24 protein-coding genes are annotated in these 23,129 nt (G+C 60.9%); 22 read left to right on the forward strand and 2 right to left on the reverse strand.

Features of this window, described 5'->3' with window-relative positions; translation table 11 throughout:
• Positions 1-8 precede the first annotated feature (8 nt).
• From E8K79_RS20160 to ptsP, 18 genes are all read left to right on the forward strand, one after another.
• The gene (locus tag E8K79_RS20160) at positions 9-1,019 is read left to right on the forward strand and encodes an NAD-dependent epimerase (protein WP_136516327.1); all 1,011 of its coding nucleotides are present in this window, start codon (positions 9-11) and stop codon (positions 1,017-1,019) included.
• 51 nt (positions 1,020-1,070) lie between these two features.
• On the forward strand, positions 1,071-2,318 hold the full coding sequence (locus E8K79_RS20165; protein ID WP_162604739.1) for a DUF3413 domain-containing protein: 1,248 nt from the start codon (positions 1,071-1,073) through the stop codon (positions 2,316-2,318).
• A gap of 164 nt (positions 2,319-2,482) precedes the next feature.
• On the forward strand, positions 2,483-3,271 hold the full coding sequence (locus E8K79_RS20175; RefSeq protein WP_162604740.1) for a sulfatase-like hydrolase/transferase: 789 nt from the start codon (positions 2,483-2,485) through the stop codon (positions 3,269-3,271).
• 17 nt (positions 3,272-3,288) lie between these two features.
• Complete coding sequence (locus E8K79_RS20180; RefSeq protein WP_136516330.1) at positions 3,289-4,236, forward strand: hypothetical protein; 948 nt, start codon at positions 3,289-3,291, stop codon at positions 4,234-4,236.
• Between the two features lie 194 nt (positions 4,237-4,430).
• Positions 4,431-4,661, forward strand: a complete 231-nt coding sequence (locus tag E8K79_RS21560; RefSeq protein ID WP_246043922.1) for a four helix bundle protein — start codon at positions 4,431-4,433, stop codon at positions 4,659-4,661.
• A gap of 66 nt (positions 4,662-4,727) precedes the next feature.
• The gene (gene hldE, locus E8K79_RS20190) at positions 4,728-6,191 is read left to right on the forward strand and encodes a bifunctional D-glycero-beta-D-manno-heptose-7-phosphate kinase/D-glycero-beta-D-manno-heptose 1-phosphate adenylyltransferase HldE (protein WP_136516331.1); all 1,464 of its coding nucleotides are present in this window, start codon (positions 4,728-4,730) and stop codon (positions 6,189-6,191) included.
• Positions 6,192-6,267: 76 nt separating this feature from the next.
• The gene (gene gmd, locus E8K79_RS20195; protein ID WP_136516332.1) at positions 6,268-7,320 is read left to right on the forward strand and encodes a GDP-mannose 4,6-dehydratase; all 1,053 of its coding nucleotides are present in this window, start codon (positions 6,268-6,270) and stop codon (positions 7,318-7,320) included.
• Positions 7,310-8,239: a GDP-L-fucose synthase gene (gene fcl / locus E8K79_RS20200; protein WP_136516333.1), complete on the forward strand. Its 930-nt coding sequence runs from the start codon at positions 7,310-7,312 to the stop codon at positions 8,237-8,239. Before gmd ends, fcl begins: the two co-directional genes overlap by 11 nt.
• Before the next feature lie 206 nt (positions 8,240-8,445).
• Positions 8,446-9,018: an LPS export ABC transporter periplasmic protein LptC gene (gene lptC / locus E8K79_RS20205; protein WP_246043924.1), complete on the forward strand. Its 573-nt coding sequence runs from the start codon at positions 8,446-8,448 to the stop codon at positions 9,016-9,018.
• Complete coding sequence (lptA, locus tag E8K79_RS20210; RefSeq protein ID WP_246043925.1) at positions 9,015-9,515, forward strand: lipopolysaccharide transport periplasmic protein LptA; 501 nt, start codon at positions 9,015-9,017, stop codon at positions 9,513-9,515. The genes lptC and lptA overlap by 4 nt, the downstream gene beginning before the upstream one ends.
• On the forward strand, positions 9,496-10,233 hold the full coding sequence (gene lptB, locus E8K79_RS20215; protein WP_135872974.1) for an LPS export ABC transporter ATP-binding protein: 738 nt from the start codon (positions 9,496-9,498) through the stop codon (positions 10,231-10,233). Before lptA ends, lptB begins: the two co-directional genes overlap by 20 nt.
• Positions 10,234-10,466: 233 nt before the next feature.
• Positions 10,467-12,014, forward strand: a complete 1,548-nt coding sequence (gene rpoN, locus E8K79_RS20220; protein ID WP_136516335.1) for an RNA polymerase factor sigma-54 — start codon at positions 10,467-10,469, stop codon at positions 12,012-12,014.
• A gap of 66 nt (positions 12,015-12,080) precedes the next feature.
• Positions 12,081-12,629, forward strand: coding sequence for a ribosome hibernation-promoting factor, HPF/YfiA family (hpf, locus tag E8K79_RS20225; protein ID WP_129128396.1), 549 nt, complete (start codon positions 12,081-12,083; stop codon positions 12,627-12,629).
• A gap of 147 nt (positions 12,630-12,776) precedes the next feature.
• Positions 12,777-13,727 carry an HPr(Ser) kinase/phosphatase gene (hprK, locus tag E8K79_RS20230; RefSeq protein WP_162604741.1) on the forward strand — a complete coding sequence of 317 codons (951 nt, stop codon included), beginning with the start codon at positions 12,777-12,779 and terminating at the stop codon, positions 13,725-13,727.
• The gene (rapZ, locus tag E8K79_RS20235; RefSeq protein ID WP_136516336.1) at positions 13,728-14,591 is read left to right on the forward strand and encodes an RNase adapter RapZ; all 864 of its coding nucleotides are present in this window, start codon (positions 13,728-13,730) and stop codon (positions 14,589-14,591) included.
• A complete protein-coding gene (locus E8K79_RS20240) occupies positions 14,588-14,983 on the forward strand; it encodes a PTS sugar transporter subunit IIA (protein ID WP_136516337.1) in 396 nt (131 codons plus the stop codon). Before rapZ ends, E8K79_RS20240 begins: the two co-directional genes overlap by 4 nt.
• A 53-nt stretch (positions 14,984-15,036) precedes the next feature.
• A complete protein-coding gene (locus E8K79_RS20245; protein WP_129128392.1) occupies positions 15,037-15,303 on the forward strand; it encodes an HPr family phosphocarrier protein in 267 nt (88 codons plus the stop codon).
• A complete protein-coding gene (gene ptsP / locus E8K79_RS20250; protein ID WP_136516338.1) occupies positions 15,284-17,044 on the forward strand; it encodes a phosphoenolpyruvate--protein phosphotransferase in 1,761 nt (586 codons plus the stop codon). Before E8K79_RS20245 ends, ptsP begins: the two co-directional genes overlap by 20 nt.
• 7 nt (positions 17,045-17,051) lie before the next feature.
• Here the strand turns inward: ptsP and E8K79_RS20255 are convergent, their stop codons facing one another.
• A complete protein-coding gene (locus E8K79_RS20255; protein WP_136516339.1) occupies positions 17,052-17,825 on the reverse strand; it encodes a phosphorylase family protein in 774 nt (257 codons plus the stop codon).
• Between the two features lie 152 nt (positions 17,826-17,977).
• On the opposite strand from E8K79_RS20255, the gene hpnJ reads away from it, so the two are divergent.
• The 4 genes from hpnJ to E8K79_RS20275 all read left to right on the forward strand — a co-directional run bounded on the left by hpnJ (position 17,978) and on the right by E8K79_RS20275 (position 21,575).
• On the forward strand, positions 17,978-19,399 hold the full coding sequence (gene hpnJ, locus E8K79_RS20260) for a hopanoid biosynthesis associated radical SAM protein HpnJ (RefSeq protein WP_136516340.1): 1,422 nt from the start codon (positions 17,978-17,980) through the stop codon (positions 19,397-19,399).
• 52 nt (positions 19,400-19,451) lie between these two features.
• The gene (hpnK, locus tag E8K79_RS20265) at positions 19,452-20,318 is read left to right on the forward strand and encodes a hopanoid biosynthesis-associated protein HpnK (protein ID WP_136516341.1); all 867 of its coding nucleotides are present in this window, start codon (positions 19,452-19,454) and stop codon (positions 20,316-20,318) included.
• On the forward strand, positions 20,311-20,691 hold the full coding sequence (locus tag E8K79_RS20270; RefSeq protein ID WP_136516342.1) for an EamA family transporter: 381 nt from the start codon (positions 20,311-20,313) through the stop codon (positions 20,689-20,691). The genes hpnK and E8K79_RS20270 overlap by 8 nt, the downstream gene beginning before the upstream one ends.
• Before the next feature lie 200 nt (positions 20,692-20,891).
• Positions 20,892-21,575, forward strand: coding sequence for a DUF3108 domain-containing protein (locus tag E8K79_RS20275; protein ID WP_246043927.1), 684 nt, complete (start codon positions 20,892-20,894; stop codon positions 21,573-21,575).
• An 85-nt stretch (positions 21,576-21,660) separates the two neighbouring features.
• Here E8K79_RS20275 and asnS read toward each other — a convergent pair whose 3' ends face one another.
• Entirely contained in the window at positions 21,661-23,046 is a 1,386-nt protein-coding gene (gene asnS, locus E8K79_RS20280) for an asparagine--tRNA ligase (RefSeq protein WP_136516344.1), read from the reverse strand.
• Positions 23,047-23,129: the final 83 nt, after the last annotated feature.

The following is a 23,129-nucleotide window of genomic DNA, read 5'->3' on the forward strand; positions in this document are numbered from 1 at the left end:
AGGTGAACATGGCCAAGATACTCGTTACCGGCACCGCCGGCTTTATCGGTTTCAACCTGGCGCAAAGACTTCTGGAGCAGGGGCAGGAGGTGGTCGGCCTCGATAACGTGAACGACTATTACGAGGTGAGCCTGAAGGAGGCGCGCCTTGCGCAACTGGAAGGTAAGAAGGGGTTTCGCTTCATCCGGATGAACCTCGAGGACCGCGAGGGGATCGCCCGTCTTTTTCAAGAGGAGCGATTCGACAGTGTGGTGAACCTGGCCGCGCAGGCGGGGGTCCGGTATTCCATCCAGAACCCCTACGCCTACATCGACAGCAACATCAGCGGTTTCATCAACATCCTTGAGGGGTGCCGGCACAACAAAGTAGGGCACCTGGTCTACGCCTCGTCCAGCTCCGTCTACGGCGCCAACACCACGATGCCGTTCTCGGTGCACCACAACGTCGACCACCCGGTCTCGCTGTACGCCGCCACCAAGAAGGCTAACGAGCTCATGGCGCACACATATTCGAGCCTCTACGGTCTTCCCACTACGGGCTTGCGCTTCTTTACCGTCTATGGACCGTGGGGACGCCCTGACATGGCGCTTTTCCTTTTTACGAAGGCCATCTTAGAGGGACGCCCCATCGATGTCTTCAACAACGGCAAGATGCAGCGCGACTTCACCTACATAGACGACATCGTCGAGGGGGTGAGCCGCGTCATCGATCGGGTCCCTGATGGGAACCCGGCCTGGAGCGGCGCCCGCCCTGACCCGGGCACCAGCTACGCCCCATACAAGATCTACAACATAGGTAACAACAGCCCGGTGGAGCTCATGCACTTCATCAATGTGCTCGAGAAGGAATTGGGGAGGGAGGCTGTGAAGAACCTCCTGCCGATCCAGCCAGGCGACGTCCCGGCCACCTTCGCCGACGTGGAAGACTTGATGCACGACGTGGGTTTCAAGCCGGCCACCTCCATCGAGGACGGTGTCGGTCGTTTCGTGAAATGGTACCGTGAGTATTACCGCGTTTAGCGGAGAGTGAGGCCGAAAAGCTTGATGACGGCGGCTGAAGATGTAAGCGGTATGGAAAAGACGAAGGAATCGCTTCCCTTGCCCCGGCAAGGGCGTGGCCCCCTGTTGCGTTGGGCGCTCTGGTTCGTTCTCGTTAACGCGGCCCTTTTGATGCTGGTTTCCTTGAGTTACCTGAAGAGCATGGCGCCCCCGGAAACGACCGCGGCGCGTGCTTTCCTTGGGCTCTCCTTGCCGGGGCACAGTGTCACCCTCGCCGCACTCGCCTTCCCTGTCATCGCTGTTGCCATCCTCGTCTGGCCCCGGAGGGCCTTCGTCTTTGGAACGGGGATACTTCTCGAAACACTGCTGTTACTCTTTATCGTGGTCGACGTGCTCGTGTTCGCCCAGTACCGGTTCCACCTAAATGGGATGGTGTGGAACCTTCTTACGAGCGGCGCCGCAGGCGACGTCCTCCCGGTGACCGGCAAACTCTACGCCATCCTCACCGGCGCCGTGCTCCAGGCCTTGCTCCTGCAGTGGGGTATAGCCCAGCTTGTCTGGCGCTGCAGTAGCCGTGTGGGTAGGCCTTATGGACGGTTCACCGCGGTACTGGTCTTCATGGTCGTCCTTAGTGGGCACGTCATGCACGCCTGGGCGAGCGCCAACAGCTACACCCCCATCACCAACCAGGTCCGCTACCTTCCCGGCTATAAGCCGCTCACCATGACGAAGCTCCTGGTTAAGCTGGGGCTAGCCGACCCCAAGCAAGGACCGAGGTTTTCGGTGGCCAGGGGGGGGACGGCGCTGCGCTACCCCGTGCAGCCCATCACCTGCACGCCCCCCTCGGGCAAGAAGCTGAACCTCATGCTGATCGTCATCGACAGTTGGCGTTTTGACTCCCTCACGGCTGAGGTGACGCCGAACATCGCGCGCTTCGCCCGGGACAAGTTCCGCTTCGAGCACCACTACAGCGGTGGGAACTGTACGCGCTTCGGCATCTTCTCGCTCTTCTACGGGATAAGCGGCAGCTACTGGCATTCCATGCTCGCCGAGGAGCGGCCGCCGGTTCTCATGCAGGAGTTGGAGCGGCAGTGCTACGTAAGTGGGATCTACGCGAGTGCACCGCTTGTCAACCCGGAATTCGACCACACCGTGTTCGCTACGATGCGCGACAGGATCGAGTTGCGCCAGCAGGGTCGTACGCCGCAGGAGCGGGATCGGACTATCACCGACAAAATGCTCCGCTTCCTTGCCCGGCCAAAAGACGGCAAACCCTTTTTCGGTTTCTNTGCGGCGGGCATCCTTGACCGGATGGGGTAAACCCGTTCAACGTTCAATGTTCAAGATTTGCAACCTGTCGGCCGAATAGGAGGTGACGTCTTGAGAATAGAGCGTTTTGAAGATGTTGACTCGTGGAAGCAAGCTCGCTTGCTGGTAAAGGATGTGTATAGCCTGCTTTCTGCCTGTAAAGACACGACCACACCGTGTTCGCTACGATGCGCGACAGGATCGAGTTGCGCCAGCAGGGTCGTACGCCGCAGGAGCGGGATCGGACTATCACCGACAAAATGCTCCGCTTCCTTGCCCGGCCAAAAGACGGCAAACCCTTTTTCGGTTTCTTGTTTTATGATGCTCCTCATGCGGCGGACCACCCCGCCGGGGCGGTTCCGTTCCAACCGGCGGCCGCCGAGGTGAACTACCTGACCCTCAACAACGAGACCGACCCGGTACCGCTTCTTAACAAGTACCGCAATTCCCTGCGCTACGTGGATGCCCTGGTCGGGGAGGTGCTTGCCGCCCTGAGAAAAGAGGGGCATCTGGACGACACCGTAGTGATGATAACCGGGGACCATGGTCAGGAGTTCAACGATCTTAAGATGAATTACTGGGGGCATAACGGCAACTTCTCCCGCTATCAGGTGCAGACCCCGCTTGTGGTGAGCTGGCCGGGGAGGACGGGTGTGCCAGTGTCCCGTGCGACAAGCCATCTCGACGTGGTGCCAACCCTGATGCACGAGCTATTGGGGTGCACCAACGCCCCTTCCCAGTACAGCACCGGGCGCTACCTGTTCGACTCCGCCCCGCGCCCGTACCTCATGGCGAGCTCCTGGGACACCATGAGCATCATCGAGTCCGACCGCACCACCGTCTCACTCTCGGCAGGTGAAGTCGACATCATGGACGAGCGCTACCGTCCCCTAAGTGGCGCGGTGATACGCCCCAAGATCGTCCAGAGTGCGATGGAGGAGGCAGGGCGGTTCTTCGCCCGCTGAGGCGAAAAGAGGAAACCATGGCATACCGAGAGATCGACTTCTCAGGCATCACCACCTATCCGATCGCCGAGCGTGGCAATCTGGTCCGCGTCGCCGACCACTTCGCCGCCGGCGTTTTCCCCGGCATGAGCGTCTCTGGGCTGCTTGCCGCCCTTCCCGCGCAACTGGGGGCCAAGGCGTTAAACGGTGTGATCGACGCAGTGGTCGCCGCCCGCGAGAAGGGAAAGCCGGTGGTGATAGGGATCGGCGGGCACGTCATCAAGTGCGGGCTGCAGCCCGTGTTGAAGTCGCTCATTGAGGCCGACGTCATAACCGCGGTCGCGATGAACGGCTCGGGCTCTATCCACGACTTCGAGATCGCGCTCATCGGCGCCACCAGTGAGAACGTAGCCGCCGCCCTTCATGCCGGCAATTTCGGGATGGCTGAGGAGACCGGTGCCGATATCAACGCGGCGCTGAAGAACGGAGTGGCCGACGGGCTAGGCTACGGGGAGTCCGTGGGGAGGATGATCGTGGAGCGTGAGCTCCCCTTTCACGAGCAGAGCTTGCTTGCCTCCTGCGTCAAAAGGGGGATCCCCGTCACGGTGCATGTCGCCATCGGGACCGACATCATCCACCAGCATCCCAGTGCTGACGGCGCAGTGATAGGGGCTGCGACCTTCACCGACTTCAAGATCTTCACCTCCGTAGTCTCTGAGCTAGGTGACGGCGGTGTCTATCTGAACGTGGGGAGTGCCGTCTTGTTGCCCGAGGTGTTTTTGAAGGCGCTCTCCATCGCGCAGAACCTGGGGCACCACGTGGACCGGTTCACCACGGCGAACTTCGACATGCAGCAGCACTACCGTCCGTTGACCAACGTGGTCCGGCGTCCCACCGCCGGCGACAGCCGAGGGTACACCGTCACCGGCCATCACGAGATAATGATCCCGCTGCTTGCGGCGGGCATCCTTGACCGGATGGGGTAAACCCGTTCAACGTTCAATGTTCAAGATTTGCAACCTGTCGGCCGAATAGGAGGTGACGTCTTGAGAATAGAGCGTTTTGAAGATGTTGACTCGTGGAAGCAAGCTCGCTTGCTGGTAAAGGATGTGTATAGCCTGCTTTCTGCCTGTAAAGACACGGATACAGGGATCAGATTCAGCGTGCAGCCGTTTCTGTCATGTCCAACATTGCTGAAGGTTTTGATAGGGGTAGCAACCGGGAGTTCATACAGTACCTGATCATTTCGCGGGGATCTGTTTCAGAAGTAAAGAGTCTAGCCTATGCAGGGTTGGATATAGGTCATTTTAGCCACGACTCGTTTGAGATCGTAATCCATCACTGCAACAGGATAAGCAACATGCTAAATGGGTTCATAAGATTTTTGAAGACGTCTCAACGTAAGGCATAATAGGCGCGAAGGAATACCGACGGCGAACGTTGAACGTTGAACGTTGAACGGCTTTTGGGAGAAGCAATGGAAAGACGAGAAATAGAATCCCTGTTCGAGCGCGCCGGGGAAGTGCGGGCGCTGGTTATCGGCGACTTGATGCTCGACGAGTACCTCTGGGGCAAGGCAGAGCGCATCTCGCCGGAGGCGCCGGTCCAGGTGGTCGAGGTGTCCCGGGAGGACTTGCGCCTTGGCGGCGCGGGGAACGTGGTGAACAACCTAATCGCGCTCGGGTGCCAGGTCGCGGTCTGCTCGGTAATCGGCAACGACGAAAACGGCGAACTGCTGCGTCGCGCCCTCGAGGACCAAGGGGTGACCCTTGCCGGGCTCTTCCAGGACCCGGAACGAAAGACCAGCAAGAAAACCCGCGTCCTCGCCGCGCACCAGCAGATCGTGCGGATCGACCGCGAGACGAGATCGGCGATCGGCCGCGCGAGCGAGCGGGTGCTCCTCGACTACGTGGACGCTCACCTGAACGGCTTCGATGTCATCGTCGTCTCGGACTACATGAAGGGGGTGCTCACCCCGGCGATTCTTACCGCTATCTGCGCTAAGGGACGCGAGCTCGGCGTACCGGTCGTTGTCGACCCGAAGGGGGACGACTTCGGCAAATACCGCGGCGCCACCATCCTCACTCCAAACCGCAAGGAGGCGGAGATCGCCTCGGGGATCGCCATCACCGACATGGCGTCGCTCGAAAAGGCGGCCGGATCGATCCTCTCCGAGCTCGGGCTGGACGCACTCCTCATCACCCGCAGCGAAGCGGGGATGTCGCTCTTCCCGGCCCGCGGCGAGGCGGTGCACATTCCGACCGTGGCCCGCGAGGTGTTCGACGTGACCGGGGCTGGCGACACGGTGATCTCGGTCCTCTCCCTGGGGCTCGCCTGCGGCCTGCCCCTAGCGGACGCGGCCTGGCTCGCCAACGTCGCCGCCGGCATCGCGGTGGGTAAGCTCGGCACCTCCACGGTATCGCCGCAGGAGGTCGTCGCGGAGGCAGGGCACGGCACGGGCGACAGCAACGCGAAGATCAAGAACCTCGACGTCCTCACCCACGTGATTGCTAAGGCGCGCGCGCGGGGCAAGAAGGTGGTCTTCACTAACGGCTGCTTCGACCTTTTGCACGTGGGGCACGTAAAGTACCTGCAGAAGGCGCGCGAGCTCGGAGACCTGCTGGTCGTTGGGCTGAACACGGACGCATCGGTGCGCCGCCTTAAAGGGGAGGGGAGACCGCTCATCCAGGAGTCGGAGCGGGCGCACATCCTAGCGGCGCTAGGCTGCATCGACTACGTGGTACTCTTCGACGAGGACACGCCGCTTACCGTGATTGAGGCGCTGCGGCCGGCCGTGCTGGTCAAAGGGGGGGATTACAGCATCGAGAACGTGGTCGGGCGCGAGATCGTCGAGGCCAACGGCGGGCGGGTTGCCCTCATCGACTTCGTCGACGGTCGCTCCACAACACGGATCATCGAAAAAATCCTGGCTTCGAACTGATAAGTAGGCCGCACGGGCTTGAGGTGCGTCGCTTCTATGTTATTCATTTTGAGTTATTAATTTTCCCGGAGGGGTCATGAAAAAAGCGTTCATCACGGGGATCACCGGGCAGGATGGATCGTATCTGGCGGAACTTCTGCTCTCTAAGGGGTACGAAGTACACGGCATGATCCGCCGCTCATCCTCTTTCAACACCGGCAGGATCGATCACATATACCGCGATCCGCACGAGGAGGACACCCGCCTCTTTCTCCATTACGGCGACCTAAACGACGCGAGCTCGATCAACCGCCTGTTACGTGAAATCCACCCGGACGAGATCTACAACCTGGGGGCCCAGAGCCATGTACGCGTCTCTTTTGACGTCCCTGAGTACACCGGAGAAGTCGACGCGCTAGGCACGGTGCGCATTCTGGAGGGGATTCGCGAGGCGGGACTAAACACCCGCTTCTACCAGGCGTCCTCTTCAGAGCTCTATGGCAAGGTGGTCGAGACGCCGCAGCGTGAAACGACCCCCTTCTACCCACGCTCACCGTACGCCTGCGCCAAGGCCTATGCCTTCTATATCACCATGAACTACCGCGAGAGCTACGGTATGTTCGCCTGCAACGGCATCCTCTTCAACCACGAGTCGCCGCGCCGCGGCGAGACCTTCGTCACGAGGAAGATCACCCGCGCAGCGGCACGCATAAAACTAGGCCTGCAGGAGCGCCTCTATCTGGGGAACCTCGATGCGAAGAGGGACTGGGGTTTTGCCGGCGATTACGTGGAGGCGATGTGGCGCATGCTCCAGTCGGACACGCCAGCCGATTACGTGGTGGCGACTGGCGAGACCCACAGCGTGCGCGAGTTCGCTGAAATCGTTTTTGGCAGTCTCGACATGCCGCTTTCCTGGGAGGGAGCAGGGGAAAAGGAGGTTGGCATCAACCGGAACACCGGCAAGATCGTCATCGAGATCGACCCGCGCTATTTCCGCCCCGCCGAGGTGGATCTTCTCCTTGGGGACGCGAGCAAGGCAAAGCGTGAGTTAGGGTGGGAGCCTAAGACCTCCTTTGCCGAGCTGGTGCGCATGATGACGCAGGCCGACCTGGCCTATGCCGAAAGGGAGCAGCGGGCGGATGGAAAATAACGCGAAAATCTTCGTCGCCGGCCATCGCGGCCTGGTCGGCTCCGCCCTGGTGCGGGAACTGGAGCGCCGCGGCTTTTCAAACCTGGTGCTGCGCAAGAGCTCGGAACTCGACCTGAGGGACCAGGCGGCGGCACGGGCCTTCTTCGAGGCTGAACGCCCGGATTACGTCCTCTTGGCCGCTGCAAAGGTGGGGGGTATCGTTGCCAACAACAGCTTCCCGGCCGACTTCATCTACGACAACCTGATGATTCAGAACAACGTGATTCACTCGAGCTACCGCTTCGGCGTGAAGAAGCTGCTTCTACTTGGTTCCACCTGCATTTATCCGAAGCTCGCGCCGCAGCCAATCCGGGAGGAGGCCCTACTCACCGGGCCGCTCGAGCCGACGAACGAGCCGTACGCAATTGCGAAGATCGCCGGAATCAAGATGTGCCAGTCCTACAACCGCCAGTACGGCACCAGGTTCATCTGCGCGATGCCGACCAACCTCTATGGCCCTAACGACAACTTCGATCTCACTACCTCGCACGTGCTCCCGGCCCTTATCCGCAGGTTCCACGAGGCGAAGGCGTCTGGCGCCGCAGATGTCACCATCTGGGGGACCGGCACCCCCTACCGCGAGTTCGTGCACGTGGATGACGTGGCCCGCGCCTCGCTCTTTCTCATGGAGCGCTACGAGGGGTGGGAGCCGGTGAACGTCGGGAGCGGCAAGGAGCTCACTATTGGGGGGCTGGCCAAGAAGATCGCCGCCGTCGTTGGCTTCACCGGAAAGATCCTCTTCGATACCTCAAAACCCGACGGCACACCAAGAAAACTAAGCGATGTGAGTCGGATCCACGAGCTCGGCTGGCGCCACGAGATCGAGCTCGATGAGGGACTCGCGAGCACCTACCGGTGGTACCTGGAAAACCGTACCTGAACTGGCAACTTTTCCGACATCCTACCTTGCTTCCCGTCCCGGTTTGACCGGGGCGGGTACCTCTCATCCAGAACGCTGCCCCCGCATCCTCCGCGCCGTGAACCGACGTTCTTTTGCCTTTTTCAATCTTTGTGCCAAAACTTTCACAGCGCAGCAAAATGCGCTTTACAGTGAATTTTTTAGATGCTATACTTTGCCACGAAATCATGCATAACTTCAATAATTTCAAGCGATTCCTCGGCATCCTGGCAGTAGTTGCCTCCCTGTTGGTGATAGCCACCATAGTTTTCCGAATGCAGCAGGAAGCAGCACCCAAGCTCGCGGTGCGCAAGCTTCCCCTGCAGGTGGATGTCTCCCTGCAGAAGTTCCATTACACGGAAACCAAACAGGGGGTCAAACGGTGGGAACTCACCGCGGACCGGGCCGAGTATAATAAGAAAGCCGACATCTCCTACCTGACCGGGGTGCGGATGCTGGTGCACGGCGCGGGCGGCGTGGGCGATCTCGCGATCACCGCGCAGCACGCCGAATACCATAACGGCACCAGGGATATCGCCCTCATCGGAGACGTGCGGGGAAAAAGCGACAAGGGGTACGGCTTTTCCGCCCCCCGTGTCGATTACATCGCGGCGCGCACCCTGTTGACCACCGCGGAGCGGGTTAGGCTCACCGATGTCGGGAGCCAGTTGGAAGGAACGGGAATGGAGTATCAGACGCAGACGAGGAAGTTCAAATTGATGAAAGAGGTCACCGCAGTGTACCGGCAGGAGGGGAAATGATGCGACGTATCCTCTTCAGTTTGGTCCTCGCTCTCTCGCTTTTCACGGTGGCGGCCTTCGGCGCCCAGGTGACAGGCAGCAGCAAAGAGCCTTTAAAAGTAAAGTCCGACACGCTTACCACCGATAACGAGAAAAAGACCGCTTCCTTCGAGGGTAAAGTGGTCGCCCGCCAGGGGGATATGACGCTCTACGCGGATCGTCTCGTCGTCTCCTACAGCGGCCCTGGTAACGAGGTGAGCCAAGTTGAGGCCTTCGGTAACGTCCGTATCGTACAGCAGGAGCGGCAGGCAACCGGCGCGCACGGCGTGTACGACCCGAAGACGGCGCGCATCACCTTGGACGGCAACCCGAGGGTGGTGTCCGGCGAAGACGTCGTCACCGGAAAGGTCATCGTATATTACGTGAACGAGCAGAAAAGCGTCGTCACCAGCGGTCCGAAGGAGCGGGTGGAAGCGGTCATCCATCCGGGGGGTAAAGATGCCGGGCAGAAGCGGTAGCACCCTCTACACGAAAGGGCTTGCCAAGGGTTTCAACAAGCGGATGGTGGTAAAGGGGGTCGACCTCGAGCTCCACTCCGGAGAGGTGGTGGGGCTTTTGGGCCCCAACGGCGCCGGAAAGACCACCACTTTCTACATGGTGGTGGGGCTCACCAGGCCGGACGAGGGGGAGGTCTTCCTCGACGGCGATCCGATCACCGGGCTCCCCATGTACCAGCGGGCGCGGCGCGGCATCAGCTATCTGCCGCAGGAGCCGTCCGTGTTCCGGCGCTTGACGGTGAGGGACAACCTCCTGGCCGTTTTGGAGACCATGGATCTCACCCCGGTAAGGCGCCGCGAGCGTGTCGAGGAGCTTCTCGCCGAGTTCCGCATTGGTCACATTGCGGGGAGCCGCGGCTACGCCCTCTCCGGTGGGGAGAGGCGCCGCGTCGAGATCGCCCGGGCGCTTGCCACCGATCCCGCCTTCATCCTCTTGGATGAGCCGTTCGCGGGGATCGATCCGATCGCGGTGATTGACATCCAGAGCATCATCACCGCGTTGAAGGAGAAGGGGCTCGGGGTTCTTATTTCCGACCACAACGTCCGCGAGACGCTCGGTGTATGCGATAAGGCCTACATTATGAACGCCGGTGAGGTGCTCGAAGTAGGCGATCCGGTGCAGATTTCTCAAAGCAAGAAGGCACGCGAGATCTATCTCGGGGACAAGTTCAGGCTGTAAGGAAGAAGCACGTTCTATGTTCTAGGTTCTACGTTCTACGTTAAAAATGCGAGGCAGGTCGCCAAAGTTCCTTCCTTGCGCTATAATGAGAACAAAGAGAGCCGGGACTCCATGAACATGTAAGCTTTTCATTTCTTACACGGCACGGAATTCGGAAACAATCGCAGGAAACGGCGGTTTTTTAAACGTAGAACATAACGTAGAACGTTTTCAGGTTTCGGCAGCGAGGATTTATGGCAATTGAGATGCGCCAGCAGATGAAGATGAGTCAGCAACTGGTGATGACCCCCCAGTTGCAGCAGGCCATCAAGCTGCTCCAGCTCTCCCGGCTGGAACTCCAGGACGTGGTGCGGCAGGAGCTGGAAGAGAACCCGATCCTCGACGAGGTGATCGAACAGGAGGAGGTGCGCGAGCCCGAGCAACTCGAACTGCGCGAGAAGGAGTCCGAACCGGAGGCTGCCGCAAGCGACTTCCAGGAGGTGCGCGCCGGCGAGGAAACCCGCGAGGCCGATTGGGACTCTTACATCGACGGCTACAACTACAGCTCCGGCGAGCAGTACTACGACGACGAGGACCGTCCCTCTTTCGAGAATCTCCTCACCAAGAAATCGACCCTTTTCGACCACCTCATCTGGCAGTTAAGCCTCACCCGCCTCACCGACCGTGAGATGGCGATAGGGGCCGAGATCATAGGGAACATCGACGAGGACGGCTACCTGCGGGCCGGGCTCGACGACGTGGCGCAGGCCTGCGTGCAGGCCACCCCCTTCCGCGAGGAGGCGCTCGAGTGGGGCGGTGTCGCCGGCAACACACCGGAAGAGCAGGTGAACGACGCGCTGGACGGCTACGCCGGGAGCGTCCTCGTACCGCTCGTCGATGCCGTGCTCAAAAGGGTCCAGGAGTTCGATCCGGTCGGCGTCGGTGCCCGCGACCTGCGTGAGTGCCTGCTTTTGCAGGTGGCGAGCCTCGGTATGGGGGGAAGTCTCGTTGAGGCGCTCTTGCGCGACCACCTGAAGGACCTGGAGAGCCACAAGTATAAGCAGGCCGCCAAGGTGCTTGGGGTGGACGTGAATGACATCCTCGCCGCCACCCGCATCATCGCGGAGCTCGACCCGAAACCGGGGCGCGTCTTCGGCAGCGACGACGTACAGTACATCTCCGCCGACATCTTCGTGCACAAGGTTGGCGACGAGTACGTGGTGATGCTGAACGACGAGGGGATGCCGAACCTGAGGATCAACCCGCTCTACGCCCCGGACGCCAAGTCGAGCCGACCGGTCGACAAGGTAGCCGAGGATTACATCGGCGAGAAGATGCGCTCCGCCATCTGGCTCATCAAGAGCATCCAGCAGCGCCAGCGCACCATCTTCAAGGTGGCGAAGAGCATCGTGAAGTTCCAGCGCGACTTCCTGGACCGCGGCATCGAGCACCTGCGCCCGCTGGTTTTGCGCGACATCGCCGAGGATATCGGCATGCACGAGTCCACCATCAGCCGCGTCACCACCAACAAGTACATGCAGACCCCCCAGGGGCTCTTCGAACTCAAATACTTCTTCAACTCGGGGATCTCCACCGGCGAGGGGGATTTCATCGCCTCGGAGAGCGTGAAGAGTAAGATCAAGGAACTCGTCGACAACGAGGACCCCAAGCGCCCCTATTCGGACCAGCGCCTGGCCGAGCTTCTCTCCGACCACAACATCGTCATCGCGCGGCGCACCGTCACCAAGTACCGCGAGATGCTCCGCATCGGCTCCTCCTCGGAGCGCAAGAAGCATTTCTAACGCGGACACCGCCGTCGGCGGCGGCGGGCGAGTCGCGTGTATTGACAATAAAGGGAGGTACTTCGTATGCAGATAACCACGACATTCAGGCACATGGAACCGAGCGAAGCCCTGAAAAGCTACGCTGAGGAGAAGCTGGAGAGGGTTAAGAAATATATCGACGACCCGATCGTCGTCCAGGTCTTTTTGACCGTGGAAAAGATCCGCCACCTGGCCGAGGTGACCATTACCGCCAAAGGGATCACCATCAAGGCCGCAGAAGAGACCAACGACATGTACGCCTCCATCGACGCGGTATCCGACAAGATCGAGCGTCAGCTGCGCCGCTTCAAGGAGCGCATCAAGGCACATAAACCGGCTGCCGACGCGCGCGAGCGCCAGGTGCAGAAGGCGATCGTTCAGGCCCAGGGGATCGAGGAAGGGACCCAGGCTCCGGTCATCATCAAGACCAAGAGTTTCACCATGAAGCCCATGTCCGTCGAGGAGGCGGTGATGCAGATGGAACTTCTGCACAAGGACTTCCTGGTTTACACCGAGTCTTCCACCGAAACCATCAACGTCGTTTACCGCAGAAAGGACGGCAACTACGGCCTCATCTCTCCGGAGAACCCGTAGTAACTTCCTGATATCTAGATAGCTCCCCGGGGTTCGCCCCGGGGACAAGGAAGCGAGGGGAGGCGTCCCCGTGGCGCCTCCCGTTGCGATAACGGCCCCTCTGGGGCTTTTCGCTTGCACGGGGGAAGGGTCGCAGCATTGACAAGCATGAGCCTCAGCATTAAGGACCTCCTGGAAGACAAGGCGTACGGCCTCGACCTGCAGCTTTTATGCGGCGACGCGGGGCTCACGAACCGGCTTTACAGCTCGCGCATCCAGAAACCCGGCTTAGCCCTCACCGGCTACACCGAGCATCTGCACCCGGATCGGGTCCAGGTGCTGGGCAACACCGAGATCTCGTACCTGAGCCAGATCCCCGAGGAGGTCGGCTCGCGCCATATCGAGAAGCTCTGCACCTACCCCATCGCCTGTTTCATCGTCACCAAGGGGCTTGATCCCCCCGAATTCCTGAAGCGCTCGGCGCAAGGAGCTGGGATCCCGCTTCTGGTCACCCATCACCAGTCCTCCACTTTCATAAGCCTCATCACGAAATTTCTGGAGGAGAGCCTGCTCCCCTCGACCCACATCCACGGCGTGCTCGTGGACGTTTTGGGCGTGGGGGTGCTTTTGCTTGGGAAAAGCGGTATAGGCAAGAGCGAGTGCGCCCTGGACCTCGTGATCCGCGGCCACCGGTTGGTCGCCGATGACGTGATCCACATCAAGAAGAAGATGCCGGCGGCACTCGTAGGGCAGGCGGGGGAGACCATCCAGTACCACATGGAGATCCGCGGCCTTGGCATCATCAACATCAAGGACCTCTACGGGGTCTCCTCGATCCGCGAGAAGAAGATCATCGACATGGTGCTGGAGTTGGTGGAGTGGGATGCAAACCAGGAGTACGAGCGGCTCGGCATCGATGAACCGATGAAGACCATTTTGGGTGTCGACCTGCCGCACGTGAAGATCCCGGTCCGACCGGGGCGCAACCTGACCTCGATCATCGAGGTCGCCGCCAGGAACTTCCTCCTGAAGGGGATGGGATACCATTCGGCCCGGGAGTTCCACGAGAAGCTCCTGGCACGCCTGGAGTTCCGCCCCTTGGGCAACGAGGTAGAGTAGATGCGCATCGTCATCATAACCGGCCTCTCCGGGTCGGGAAAATCGACGGCAGTGAAGGCGCTCGAGGACGAGGGATTTTTCTGCCTGGACAACCTCCCGGTTTCGCTCGTTGCCACCTTCATAGAGCTCGTCGAACATTCCCGTGAGGACATAAAGGACGTCGCCCTGGTGATGGACATCAGGAGCCGCGACTTCATCAAGGGATACGACCAGGTCTTCCAGTCCATTGCCACAGCCGGTCACAGCGTCAAGATCCTCTATTTCGACGCCACCGACCAGGTGCTCATCCGCCGCTTCTCCGAGACCCGGCGCCGCCACCCCGCCCTTGAGGGGGCGAGCGTTCCCGAGGGGATTCGCTTCGAGCGCGACCAGCTCGCGGGGCTTAGGCGCATCGCCACGGCCATCATCGACACCTCGGAGATGAACGTGCACCGCCTGCGCGAGGTGGTGATCGGCCTCGTGAAGGGGAGCGAGGGGGCGCTCGAGATGCAGGTCAACCTGCAGTCCTTCGGTTTTCGCTACGGACTGCCTTTGGAGAGCGACCTGGTCATGGACGTCCGTTTCCTCCCGAACCCCTATTTCGTGGCGGCGCTGCGCCCCTACTCGGGTCTTGAGCCTGCGGTGCGCGACTACGTTTTGGGGCAGAAGGAGACCGAGGTCTTCCTGGAGCGCTTCCGGGACATGCTGGAGTTTTTGCTGCCGGGGTACCGGCGCGAGGGGAAATCGTATCTCTCGGTCTCAATCGGCTGCACCGGCGGCAGGCACCGCTCGGTGGCCATAGCAGAAGAGTTGTACCACTACTTCCGGCAACGGAACGTGAACATCAAGGTATCCCACCGGGATATAGAGAAGGGACAGGGATGATAGGACTGCTTTTGGTAGCACACGCCGGCGTGGCAGGGGAACTTCTCGCCGCGGCGGAGATGATAGTAGGAAAGCTGGAACTCGCCGAGGCGGTGGGGATCGCACCTGACGCGTCGGCCACCGACGTCATGGCCTCGATAAAGGAAGCGGTGGGGCGTGTTTCCGGCGATGGGGCGATCATCATGACCGACATGTTCGGCGGCACCCCTTCCAACATGAGCATCTCTTTCCTGCAGGAGGGGAAGGTTGAGGTACTGACCGGGGTGAACCTTCCCATGCTGATCCGCTTCACCCAGGAGCGTGCGCGCTGTGGCGTCGCCGAGCTCGCGCTGAAGCTGAAGGAGAGCGCCCAGGAAGGGATCACCGTAGCCGGCGATTTCCTGAAGAAGTAACAACAAGGAGGGTTTACCCACCGTAGCCTTGGCGTAGGTGGGTGAGGGCAGATATGATAGAAGGCGAATACGTCATACCCAACAAGCTGGGGCTGCATGCGAGAGCCTCAGCACTTTTGGTGAAAACCGCCAGCGGTTTCTCCTCCGAAATCAGGATCGAGCGGGAGGGGATCGAGGTGAACGGCAAGAGCATCATGGGGATCATGATGCTCGCGGCGGCAAAGGGGAGCACCGTCACGCTCAAGTGTGAAGGAGCGGACGAGGTGGAGGCCTACGCCGCACTGGGGGAACTTATCCGCAATGGATTTGGAGAGGAGTGAGTCGAGACAACTGAAGGGAATCGGCGCCTCCGCCGGCATCGCCATCGGCGAGGTGCGCATCACCGACCGCCGCCGCGTGGCTGTGACCGAGGTGGTGGTGGCCCGGGAAGAGATCCCCTGTGAGGTGGAGCGCTTCACGAGCGCCCTCGAGCGGGCGAAGGGGGAGCTCTACGCCCTCAAGGACCAGCTCGCCAGCACCCACGGCCCCGAGCACCTTTGCGTCATCGACGCGCACCTCATGCTCCTCGACGACACCATGCTGGTCGGAGAGACCACCCAGTACATCGAACGGCTTGGCATCAACGCTGAAGGGGCGCTGAAACGCACCCTCGGACGCTTCAAGACCTTCTTCGAGGGGGTCGAGGACGACTACCTGCGCGAGCGCGGTAACGACGTGGAAACGGTCGTCGAACGGGTGCTTAGGAACATGGTGGGGGAAAAGCAGGAGCCGCTCACGAGGATCGACGGCAAGGTGATCGTGGTGGCCCACGACCTCTCCCCGGCCGACATCCTGCAGATCGACAAGGAGAAGGTGATGGGGTTCATCACCGACCTGGGTGGCAAGACCTCGCACTCCTCCATCCTCGCGCGCGCCTTCGAGATCCCGGGGGTGGTCGGGCTTGAGCGGATCACGGGAGAGGTCCAGGACGGCGACACCCTGATCATCGACGGAGCTACCGGCGTCGTCATCATCAACCCGAGCCAAGATGAGTTTAAGGAATACCTGCAGAAAAAGCAGCGCTACGAGTATGTGGAGCGCGAGCTTCTGAAGCTGCGCGACCTCCCGGCTCAGACCCTCGACGGGCACCGCATGCGCCTTAAGGGCAACGTGGAGTTCATCGAGGAAACCGCATCCCTGGAGAAGCACGGCAGCGACGGGATCGGCCTGTACCGTACCGAGATGCTCTTTTTCAACCGCAGTACGCTCCCGACCGAGGAGGAGCAGTTCGAGGCCTACGCGGCCCTGGTGAAGAAGATGGCGCCGCTGCCGGTCACCATCCGCACCCTGGACATAGGCGGCGACAAGTGCCTCACCGATCTCGACCTCTCCGACGAAATGAACCCCGCCCTGGGGCTGCGCGCGATACGGCTTTCCCTGCGCCAGCCCGAGTCGTTCAAGGCCCAGTTGAGAGCGATCCTGAGGGCGAGCGCCTTTGGCGAGGTGAAGCTCTTCTTCCCGATGGTGTCAGGGGTGGCCGAGGTGCGCGCCGCCAAGGCGCTTTTGGAGGAGGTGAAGGAGGAACTGCGCGGCAGGCACCCCTTTGACGAGAAGGTGCAGGTGGGGATCATGATCGAGATCCCGTCTGCGGTGGTGATCGCCGATCTCCTGGCGGCCGAGGTCGACTTCTTCAGCGTCGGCACCAACGACCTCATCCAGTACACGCTCGCCATCGACCGCACCAACGAGCACCTCTCCTCGCTGTTCCAGCCGCTGCATCCCGCGGTGCTCAGGTCGCTAAAGACCATCGTCGACGCGGCCCATGCCGCCGGGATCGACGCGTGCATCTGCGGCGAGATGGCGGGGGACCCGGAGTATCTCCCCATCCTGCTCGGGCTTGGCTACGACGAGCTTTCGATGAACGCGGTCTCTATCCCGAGGGTGAAGAAGATCCTGCGCCGCTGCACCCTTGAGGAAGCGCGCGCCGTGGCGCAGAAGGCACTGAACTTCGCCACCGCGGCCGAGGCGGACGCCTACCTGAAAGGGGAGATCGCGGCGCGCTTCTCGGAGAGCTTCGACTAGAGACGGCTCAGGATTCCCTGGCGAGCGCCTGCAGGGTGAGTTCCACCGCCAGGGCAAGCGTTCTTCCCGCCTTGCGCGTATTCCCTGAAAGCCTGATCAACTGCGGCACCAACAAGGGGCGCTTCGCGATGGCAAGGGCCACGCGCCAAGGGCTCAGGTTCAGCTCCGCGTCGCAGAAATCCTCGATGGCAAACCCCAACTCCTCGTCGGCCGCATCGCTCACGCTCCTAAGCGCGAAAAGCGGTATCCCCGCCTGCTGAGCTTCTTGAAGGACGGCTGCCGTTTCCATCTCGAGAAGCGGCAAGGGGGTTGCCGCGCCGATGCGGCTTGCCATCTCCCGCTTGTTCTTGATGGCGCTCGAGGTCACGAAGCCGCCGCGCCGCAACTGCACCCCGACTTTGCAGCAATGCTCCGAGGCGAGGGTGGCAAGGGCCGGGTCGGGCGGGGGGAGCTCACTTAGGGCATCGCCGTCCAGGTGGAAAACCCGTTCGGCCAGCACCAGTTCCGCGACCTCCAGCCCAGGGAGCACGGCGCCACCGAACCCGAAGTTCACCAGCGCCTCGGGAGCCGCGTGAGCGATGAGTGCACGCGTTGCCGCCGCGGCGTGCTTAGGTCCCATGCCGGACTCGATCATAAAGACCAATCTGCCGTCCACCGGGAAGCGGTACAGGTTCCGGCCGGCGAGTGTGTCTTGGCGGAAACCCTTTATACGCGCCAGGACCGGCGCGATCTCCTGGGGCATGGCGGCCACCACCCCCAGACTTCTTTTTTCCGTAGTCATAGCGGTTCGTTCCTCTCGATCGGCCACTTTAACAGAGGGGAGGCACCGCCGCAACGCTTTCCGAACCCGGCCAGGGTTCGCCTTGACAAACCGCCCCTGCCGTCTTATAGTCAGGGTTCTTTTTTGTTTGACTTCATTAATCTGGAGGGTACATGAAGCCGCTGTTTTTGAACCCGCCCACCTTCGAGGATTTCGACGGAGGCGCCGGAGCGCGCTACCAAGCCTCTCGGGAGGTAACCTCTTTCTGGTTTCCCGGCTGGCTAACCTACCCCGCGGGCATGATCCCGGGAGCGCGCGTCGTTGACGCACCGGTGCAGCGGCTTGATCTCGACGCCTGCCTGAAGATCGCTAAGGATTTCGACATGGTGGTGATGTACACCTCCACCCCGACCCTCGCGATCGACGTGGAAACGGCGCGCCGGGTCAAGGCTCAGCGTCCCGAGACGGTGACCGTGCTTACCGGCCCGCACGTGAGCGTACTACCCGAGGAGAGCCTGCGCTTTGCCGACGGCGCGGTCGATATCGTCTGCCGCGGCGAGTTCGACTACTCCACCGCGGAGCTATGCGAAGGGAAACCCTGGGAAGAGGTCGACGGCATCAGCTTCATAAAGGACGGCAAGGTGCAGCACACCAAGGACCGTCCCCCGATTCAGGACCTCGACGCACTCCCCTTCGCAAGCCAGGTGTACAAGCGGGACCTCCCCATCGAGGAGTACGTCATCCCGCACTTCCGGCATCCCTACGTCTCCATCTACGCGAGCCGCGGCTGCCCGTCGCGCTGCATCTATTGCCTCTGGCCGCAGACCTTCTCAGGGAGAAGCCTCAGAAAGAGAAGTCCCGAGAACGTCTACGAGGAGGTGAAGTGGATCAAGGAGAACCTCCCCCAGGTGAAGGACATCTCCTTTGACGACGATACCTTCACCGCCGACAAGCAGCACGCCATCGCCATCGCCCGTGCCATCAAGCCGTTGAACGTCTCCTGGGTGATCAACGCGCGCGCTAACACCGACTATGAGACCCTGAAGGAGCTCTCCGAAGCAGGCATGCACCACGTCGTGGTCGGGTACGAGTCGGGCAACGAACAGATCCTCAAGAACATCAAGAAGGGGGTCACCAAGGCGCAGGCGATCGAGTTCACCAAGAACTGCAAGAAGCTCGGCATCACGGTGCACGGCGCCTTCGTGCTCGGGCTTCCCGGCGAGACCCGGGAAACCATCAAAGAGACCATCGCCTACGCCATCGACCTTGACCTCACCTCGATCCAGGTCTCCCTTGCCTCGCCGTACCCCGGCACCGAGTTCTACCAGATGGCCAAGGAGAACGGCTGGATCGCCTCCGACAGCTTCCTGGACGCCACCGGGCACCAGAAGTGCGTTATCAACTATCCGAACCTCACCAACCAGGAGATCTTCGACGCCGTCGAGCTCTTCTACAACAAGTTCTACTTCCGCCCCCGCTACATCGCGCGCAGCATCTACAGCATGCTGGTCGATGCGAAGGTACGCAGAAAGCTCCTGAAGGAAGGGGCCCAGTACCTAAGCTACATGAAAAAGCGCAAGAAGGCCGCCTGCTGAGCGTAGTGGGGTAGTTTACGTAGAACCTAGAACATAGAACGCAGAACGGGTTATGAAAGAAGTGATCCTGAACGCCGACGACTTCGGGCTTAGTACCGGCGCGAACCGCGGCATCATCAAGGCATGGCAGGAAGGGATGCTGACCAGCACCTCCCTCATGGTGGGAGGGGACGCCTTTGAGGAGGCGGCGGCCTTCGCACGCGCGAACCCCGCACTGCAGGTGGGGCTGCACCTCACCCTAGTGCAGGGGAGCGCGGTCCTCAAGCAGCAGGGGCTTCCCGCCCTGACCGACGCCGGGGGCGAGTTCACCGATGACCCGGTGCTTGCCGGGATGCGCTATTTCTTCCTCAAAGGGCTCAGGAAGAAGCTTCGCCAGGAGATCGACGCGCAGCTTGCGAAGTGCCGGGACGCAGGAGTCGAGCTCACCCACGTGGACGGCCACCTAAACATCCACATGCACCCGGTGGTGTTCGACATCCTCTGCGAGCTGATCCCCACCTACGGCATCAAGAGCTTCCGGCTCACCAGGGAAAACCTTCCCGCGAACCTTGCGCTGGACAAAAAGCGTTTCGTCGGCAAGTGCGCGGATGCCTTCATCTTCGCCCGGCTCGCCGACCGCTGTCGTCCGCGCCTGGACCGGCTCGGCATCCGCTATGCCGCCGAGGTGAAAGGGCTTTTGAACTCGGGGCAGATGACCGAGGAATACCTGCTCTCGGCACTTGACGGGGTAGGGGAGGGGCTCACCGAGATCTACTTCCATCCCGGCTGCCACCCATGTCCCACCCTCAAACGGCGCATGCCCGACTACCAGCATGAGGCGGAACTGGCGGCACTCACCAGCCCGCTCGTGAGAGAGAAAATGGCCCGGCTCGGCCTTCAGCTGAGAAATTACCGGGGAGAGGAAAAGACGTATGTTTAAGACGGTAGTGGTCATGCTGGTCGCGGTTACCGCCGGTACCATCGGCGACCTGCTTCTTGCCAGCGGCATGAAGGAACTGGGCGACATTTCCACCATGAACCTGAAGGGTATCCTCCGGGTCGCCGTGCAGGCACTCACCACGCCGAAGCTCGTCTTCGGCACGGCGATGCTCGCCGTCTTCTTCTTCCTCTGGCTCGCCGTCCTCTCCTGGGAAGACCTCTCCGTCGCCCTCCCCATGCAGGCGCTCAACTACATCCTCGTTGCCTTCCTTTCACAGTACCTCCTGCACGAGGTGGTGAACCCCATGCGCTGGGCCGGCACGGTGCTGGTTGCCATCGGTGTCATCATGATCACCAAGAGCAGCGGCGCGTAGAGCTTCCCACCTGTCCAGGTGAGATCCCGGTGCGGCAGTCTGCTGACTTCGTGTGAGCGCTCTAACATTAGGTAATCCCTAAGTTTTTTCTCTTGAATAAATGAGCAGCGAGGGGCTAATCTGTTGATATGAAACTTTCAGCATTATTGTCCTTTTTCACCGTCCTTGTCCTTTCCTTGTCCGCTATACCTGCCAGTGCCATGAGTCCCAACGAGAAGTTGATCTATGACGTCAGCTGGACCGGCGTCAAGGCGGGTACCACTGTGCAGGAGGCGACCACCAAGGGGGGCGAGATCCACATCGTCACCACCACCCGATCGATGCCGTGGCTTGATACCTTCTTCAAGGTTGATGACCGTGCCGAATCCATCGTGCAGCGCGGCAGCGGTGACCGCTTCGGTGCCCCCACCTATTTCCGCAACAAGATCAGCGAAGGGAGCCACAGGAAACACAAGGAGGCGCATTTCGACCAGCAGAAACAGAAGGTCGAATCGCGGGATCTCCTTAAGAAGACGCAGCGAGTGGACGATATCGGCCCGAACACCTTTGATCCACTCTCAGTCGTCTATTACGTGCGTAGTCTGCAGCTCACCCCAGGTAAGTCGCTTTACGTCGACATCTATGACTGCAAGAAACTCTGGAACACCGAGGTGAAGGTCCTGAACCGCGAGGAGATAGACACGCCGGTCGGGCACTTCAAGACCATAGTGGTGCAGCCCCTCATGAAGGCGGACGGTTTTTTCAACCGGTCCGGCGAGATAAAGGTCTGGCTCACCGATGATGCGCTCAAGATCCCGGTCATGGTCACCACCAAGGTGAAGATCGGCAGGATCAAGGCGATGCTGGTCGGGGGGAGTTACTGGCCGCAGAGTGCGCAGCGCTAGGAAGCTGCCCTCATAGTGAAACAAAAGAGGCAAAGGCCACGCGGCCCTTGCCTCTTTTTATGCCCGCACTGCATGCGATGCGTCCCTAGAATTCCGCGTGCCTCGGTGTCCTCGGGAAGGGGATGACGTCCCTGATGTTCTCCATCCCGGTCAGGTACATGATCAGTCGTTCGAAGCCGAGCCCGAAACCGGCGTGCGGCGTGGAGCCCCAGCGCCGGGTATCGAGGTACCACCACAGCGACTCAGGCGCGATCCCCGTCTCCAGCATGCGCTGCTCCAGAAGTTCAAGCCGCTCCTCGCGTTGGCTCCCCCCGATGATCTCCCCGACCTTCGGGACCAGGAGGTCCATGGCCGCGACGGTCTTGCCGTCGCCGTTCTGCCTCATGTAGAACGCCTTGATCTCCTTCGGGTAGTTCATGATGAAGACCGGCCCCCGAACTACCTGTTCGGTCAGGTAGCGCTCGTGCTCAGACTGCAGGTCGAGACCCCACTCCACCGGGAACTGGAACGATACCGGCGCCTTTTTCAGCCGCTCGATCGCCTCGCCATAATCCATGCGGGCAAACGAGGCATCCGCAACCCCTTCAATGCGCTCGATGAGCCCCTTGTCGATCTGCGCGTTGAAGAAGCTCATGTCCTCCTGACAGTTGTCGAGCGCGAATCGGCAGAGCCTCTTCAGGAAGGCTTCGGCGAGATCGGCGTCGTCGGATAGGTCGGCGAAGGCCATCTCCGGCTCGATCATCCAGAACTCGGCGGCGTGGCGCGCCGTGTTGGAGTTCTCAGCCCGGAAGGTCGGGCCGAAGGTGTAGATGTCGGAGAAGGCCTGGGCGAAAAGCTCACCCTCCAACTGACCGCTCACGGTGAGACCGGTGGCCCCGCCGAAGAAGTCACCGGAGAAGTCGACCGCGCCGTTTTTCAGCGGGGGGCGAGCCATGTCGAGGGTGGTGACCCGGAAGAGCTCTCCTGCCCCCTCGCAGTCGTTCGAGGTGATGATCGGGGTGTGCACGTAGAGGAAGCCGCGTTCGGCGAAGAAGCTATGCACCTCCTGGGCGAGGGCGGAACGGACGCGGAAGACGGCTCCGAAGGTGTTGCTGCGCAGCCGCAGGTGGGCGATGGTGCGCAGGTACTCAAAGGTGTGCCGCTTTTTCTGCATCGGATAATCCTGGTCGGCGCCCCCGATCACCTCGATTGCGCTCGCTTTCAGTTCAAGCGCCTGCCCGGCGGCGGGTGACTCCTGCAGCACACCGGTGATCGCCAGGGCGCTGCCGGTTCCGATACCGGTGATCTCACGGTAGTTGGCAAGGTCCGGCTCGACGACCACCTGGATCCCGGACAGACAGGAACCGTCGTTCAAGGAGATGAAGGTGACCTCCTTGCTGTTCCGTATCGTGCGCACCCACCCCTTCACGAGGATGGTGCTGTCGGGGCGTCCTTGGGAGAGGGCTTCTTTCACCTTGGTTCGAAGAGTCATATAGGTAGCTCCGTTGGTGGATTGGGACGCATCATTTATAACACAGAGGGGAAAGCGCGGCAAAAGCATAGTTGACAGCCGGG

Origin of the sequence: Geomonas edaphica, assembly GCF_004917075.1 — a bacterium.
GTDB classification, from domain to species: domain Bacteria; phylum Desulfobacterota; class Desulfuromonadia; order Geobacterales; family Geobacteraceae; genus Geomonas; species Geomonas edaphica.

Bases quoted from the DNA above. Each gene is read 5' to 3' on its own strand.
- E8K79_RS21560 (WP_246043922.1), top strand. From the start codon at position 4,431: ATGTCCAACATTGCTGAAGGTTTTGATAGGGGTAGCAACCGGGAGTTC.
- E8K79_RS20255 (WP_136516339.1), bottom strand. From the start codon at position 17,825: ATGACTACGGAAAAAAGAAGTCTGGGGGTGGTGGCCGCCATGCCCCAG.
- lptB (WP_135872974.1), top strand. From the start codon at position 9,496: ATGCCGGGCAGAAGCGGTAGCACCCTCTACACGAAAGGGCTTGCCAAG.
- fcl (WP_136516333.1), top strand. From the start codon at position 7,310: ATGGAAAATAACGCGAAAATCTTCGTCGCCGGCCATCGCGGCCTGGTC.
- lptC (WP_246043924.1), top strand. From the start codon at position 8,446: ATGCATAACTTCAATAATTTCAAGCGATTCCTCGGCATCCTGGCAGTA.
- E8K79_RS20245 (WP_129128392.1), top strand. From the start codon at position 15,037: ATGATAGAAGGCGAATACGTCATACCCAACAAGCTGGGGCTGCATGCG.
- E8K79_RS20270 (WP_136516342.1), top strand. From the start codon at position 20,311: ATGTTTAAGACGGTAGTGGTCATGCTGGTCGCGGTTACCGCCGGTACC.
- gmd (WP_136516332.1), top strand. From the start codon at position 6,268: ATGAAAAAAGCGTTCATCACGGGGATCACCGGGCAGGATGGATCGTAT.
- hpnJ (WP_136516340.1), top strand. From the start codon at position 17,978: ATGAAGCCGCTGTTTTTGAACCCGCCCACCTTCGAGGATTTCGACGGA.
- asnS (WP_136516344.1), bottom strand. From the start codon at position 23,046: ATGACTCTTCGAACCAAGGTGAAAGAAGCCCTCTCCCAAGGACGCCCC.
- hldE (WP_136516331.1), top strand. From the start codon at position 4,728: ATGGAAAGACGAGAAATAGAATCCCTGTTCGAGCGCGCCGGGGAAGTG.
- E8K79_RS20180 (WP_136516330.1), top strand. From the start codon at position 3,289: ATGGCATACCGAGAGATCGACTTCTCAGGCATCACCACCTATCCGATC.
- lptA (WP_246043925.1), top strand. From the start codon at position 9,015: ATGATGCGACGTATCCTCTTCAGTTTGGTCCTCGCTCTCTCGCTTTTC.
- hprK (WP_162604741.1), top strand. From the start codon at position 12,777: ATGAGCCTCAGCATTAAGGACCTCCTGGAAGACAAGGCGTACGGCCTC.
- E8K79_RS20240 (WP_136516337.1), top strand. From the start codon at position 14,588: ATGATAGGACTGCTTTTGGTAGCACACGCCGGCGTGGCAGGGGAACTT.
- E8K79_RS20275 (WP_246043927.1), top strand. From the start codon at position 20,892: ATGAGTCCCAACGAGAAGTTGATCTATGACGTCAGCTGGACCGGCGTC.
- rpoN (WP_136516335.1), top strand. From the start codon at position 10,467: ATGGCAATTGAGATGCGCCAGCAGATGAAGATGAGTCAGCAACTGGTG.
- ptsP (WP_136516338.1), top strand. From the start codon at position 15,284: ATGGATTTGGAGAGGAGTGAGTCGAGACAACTGAAGGGAATCGGCGCC.
- rapZ (WP_136516336.1), top strand. From the start codon at position 13,728: ATGCGCATCGTCATCATAACCGGCCTCTCCGGGTCGGGAAAATCGACG.
- hpnK (WP_136516341.1), top strand. From the start codon at position 19,452: ATGAAAGAAGTGATCCTGAACGCCGACGACTTCGGGCTTAGTACCGGC.
- hpf (WP_129128396.1), top strand. From the start codon at position 12,081: ATGCAGATAACCACGACATTCAGGCACATGGAACCGAGCGAAGCCCTG.
- E8K79_RS20160 (WP_136516327.1), top strand. From the start codon at position 9: ATGGCCAAGATACTCGTTACCGGCACCGCCGGCTTTATCGGTTTCAAC.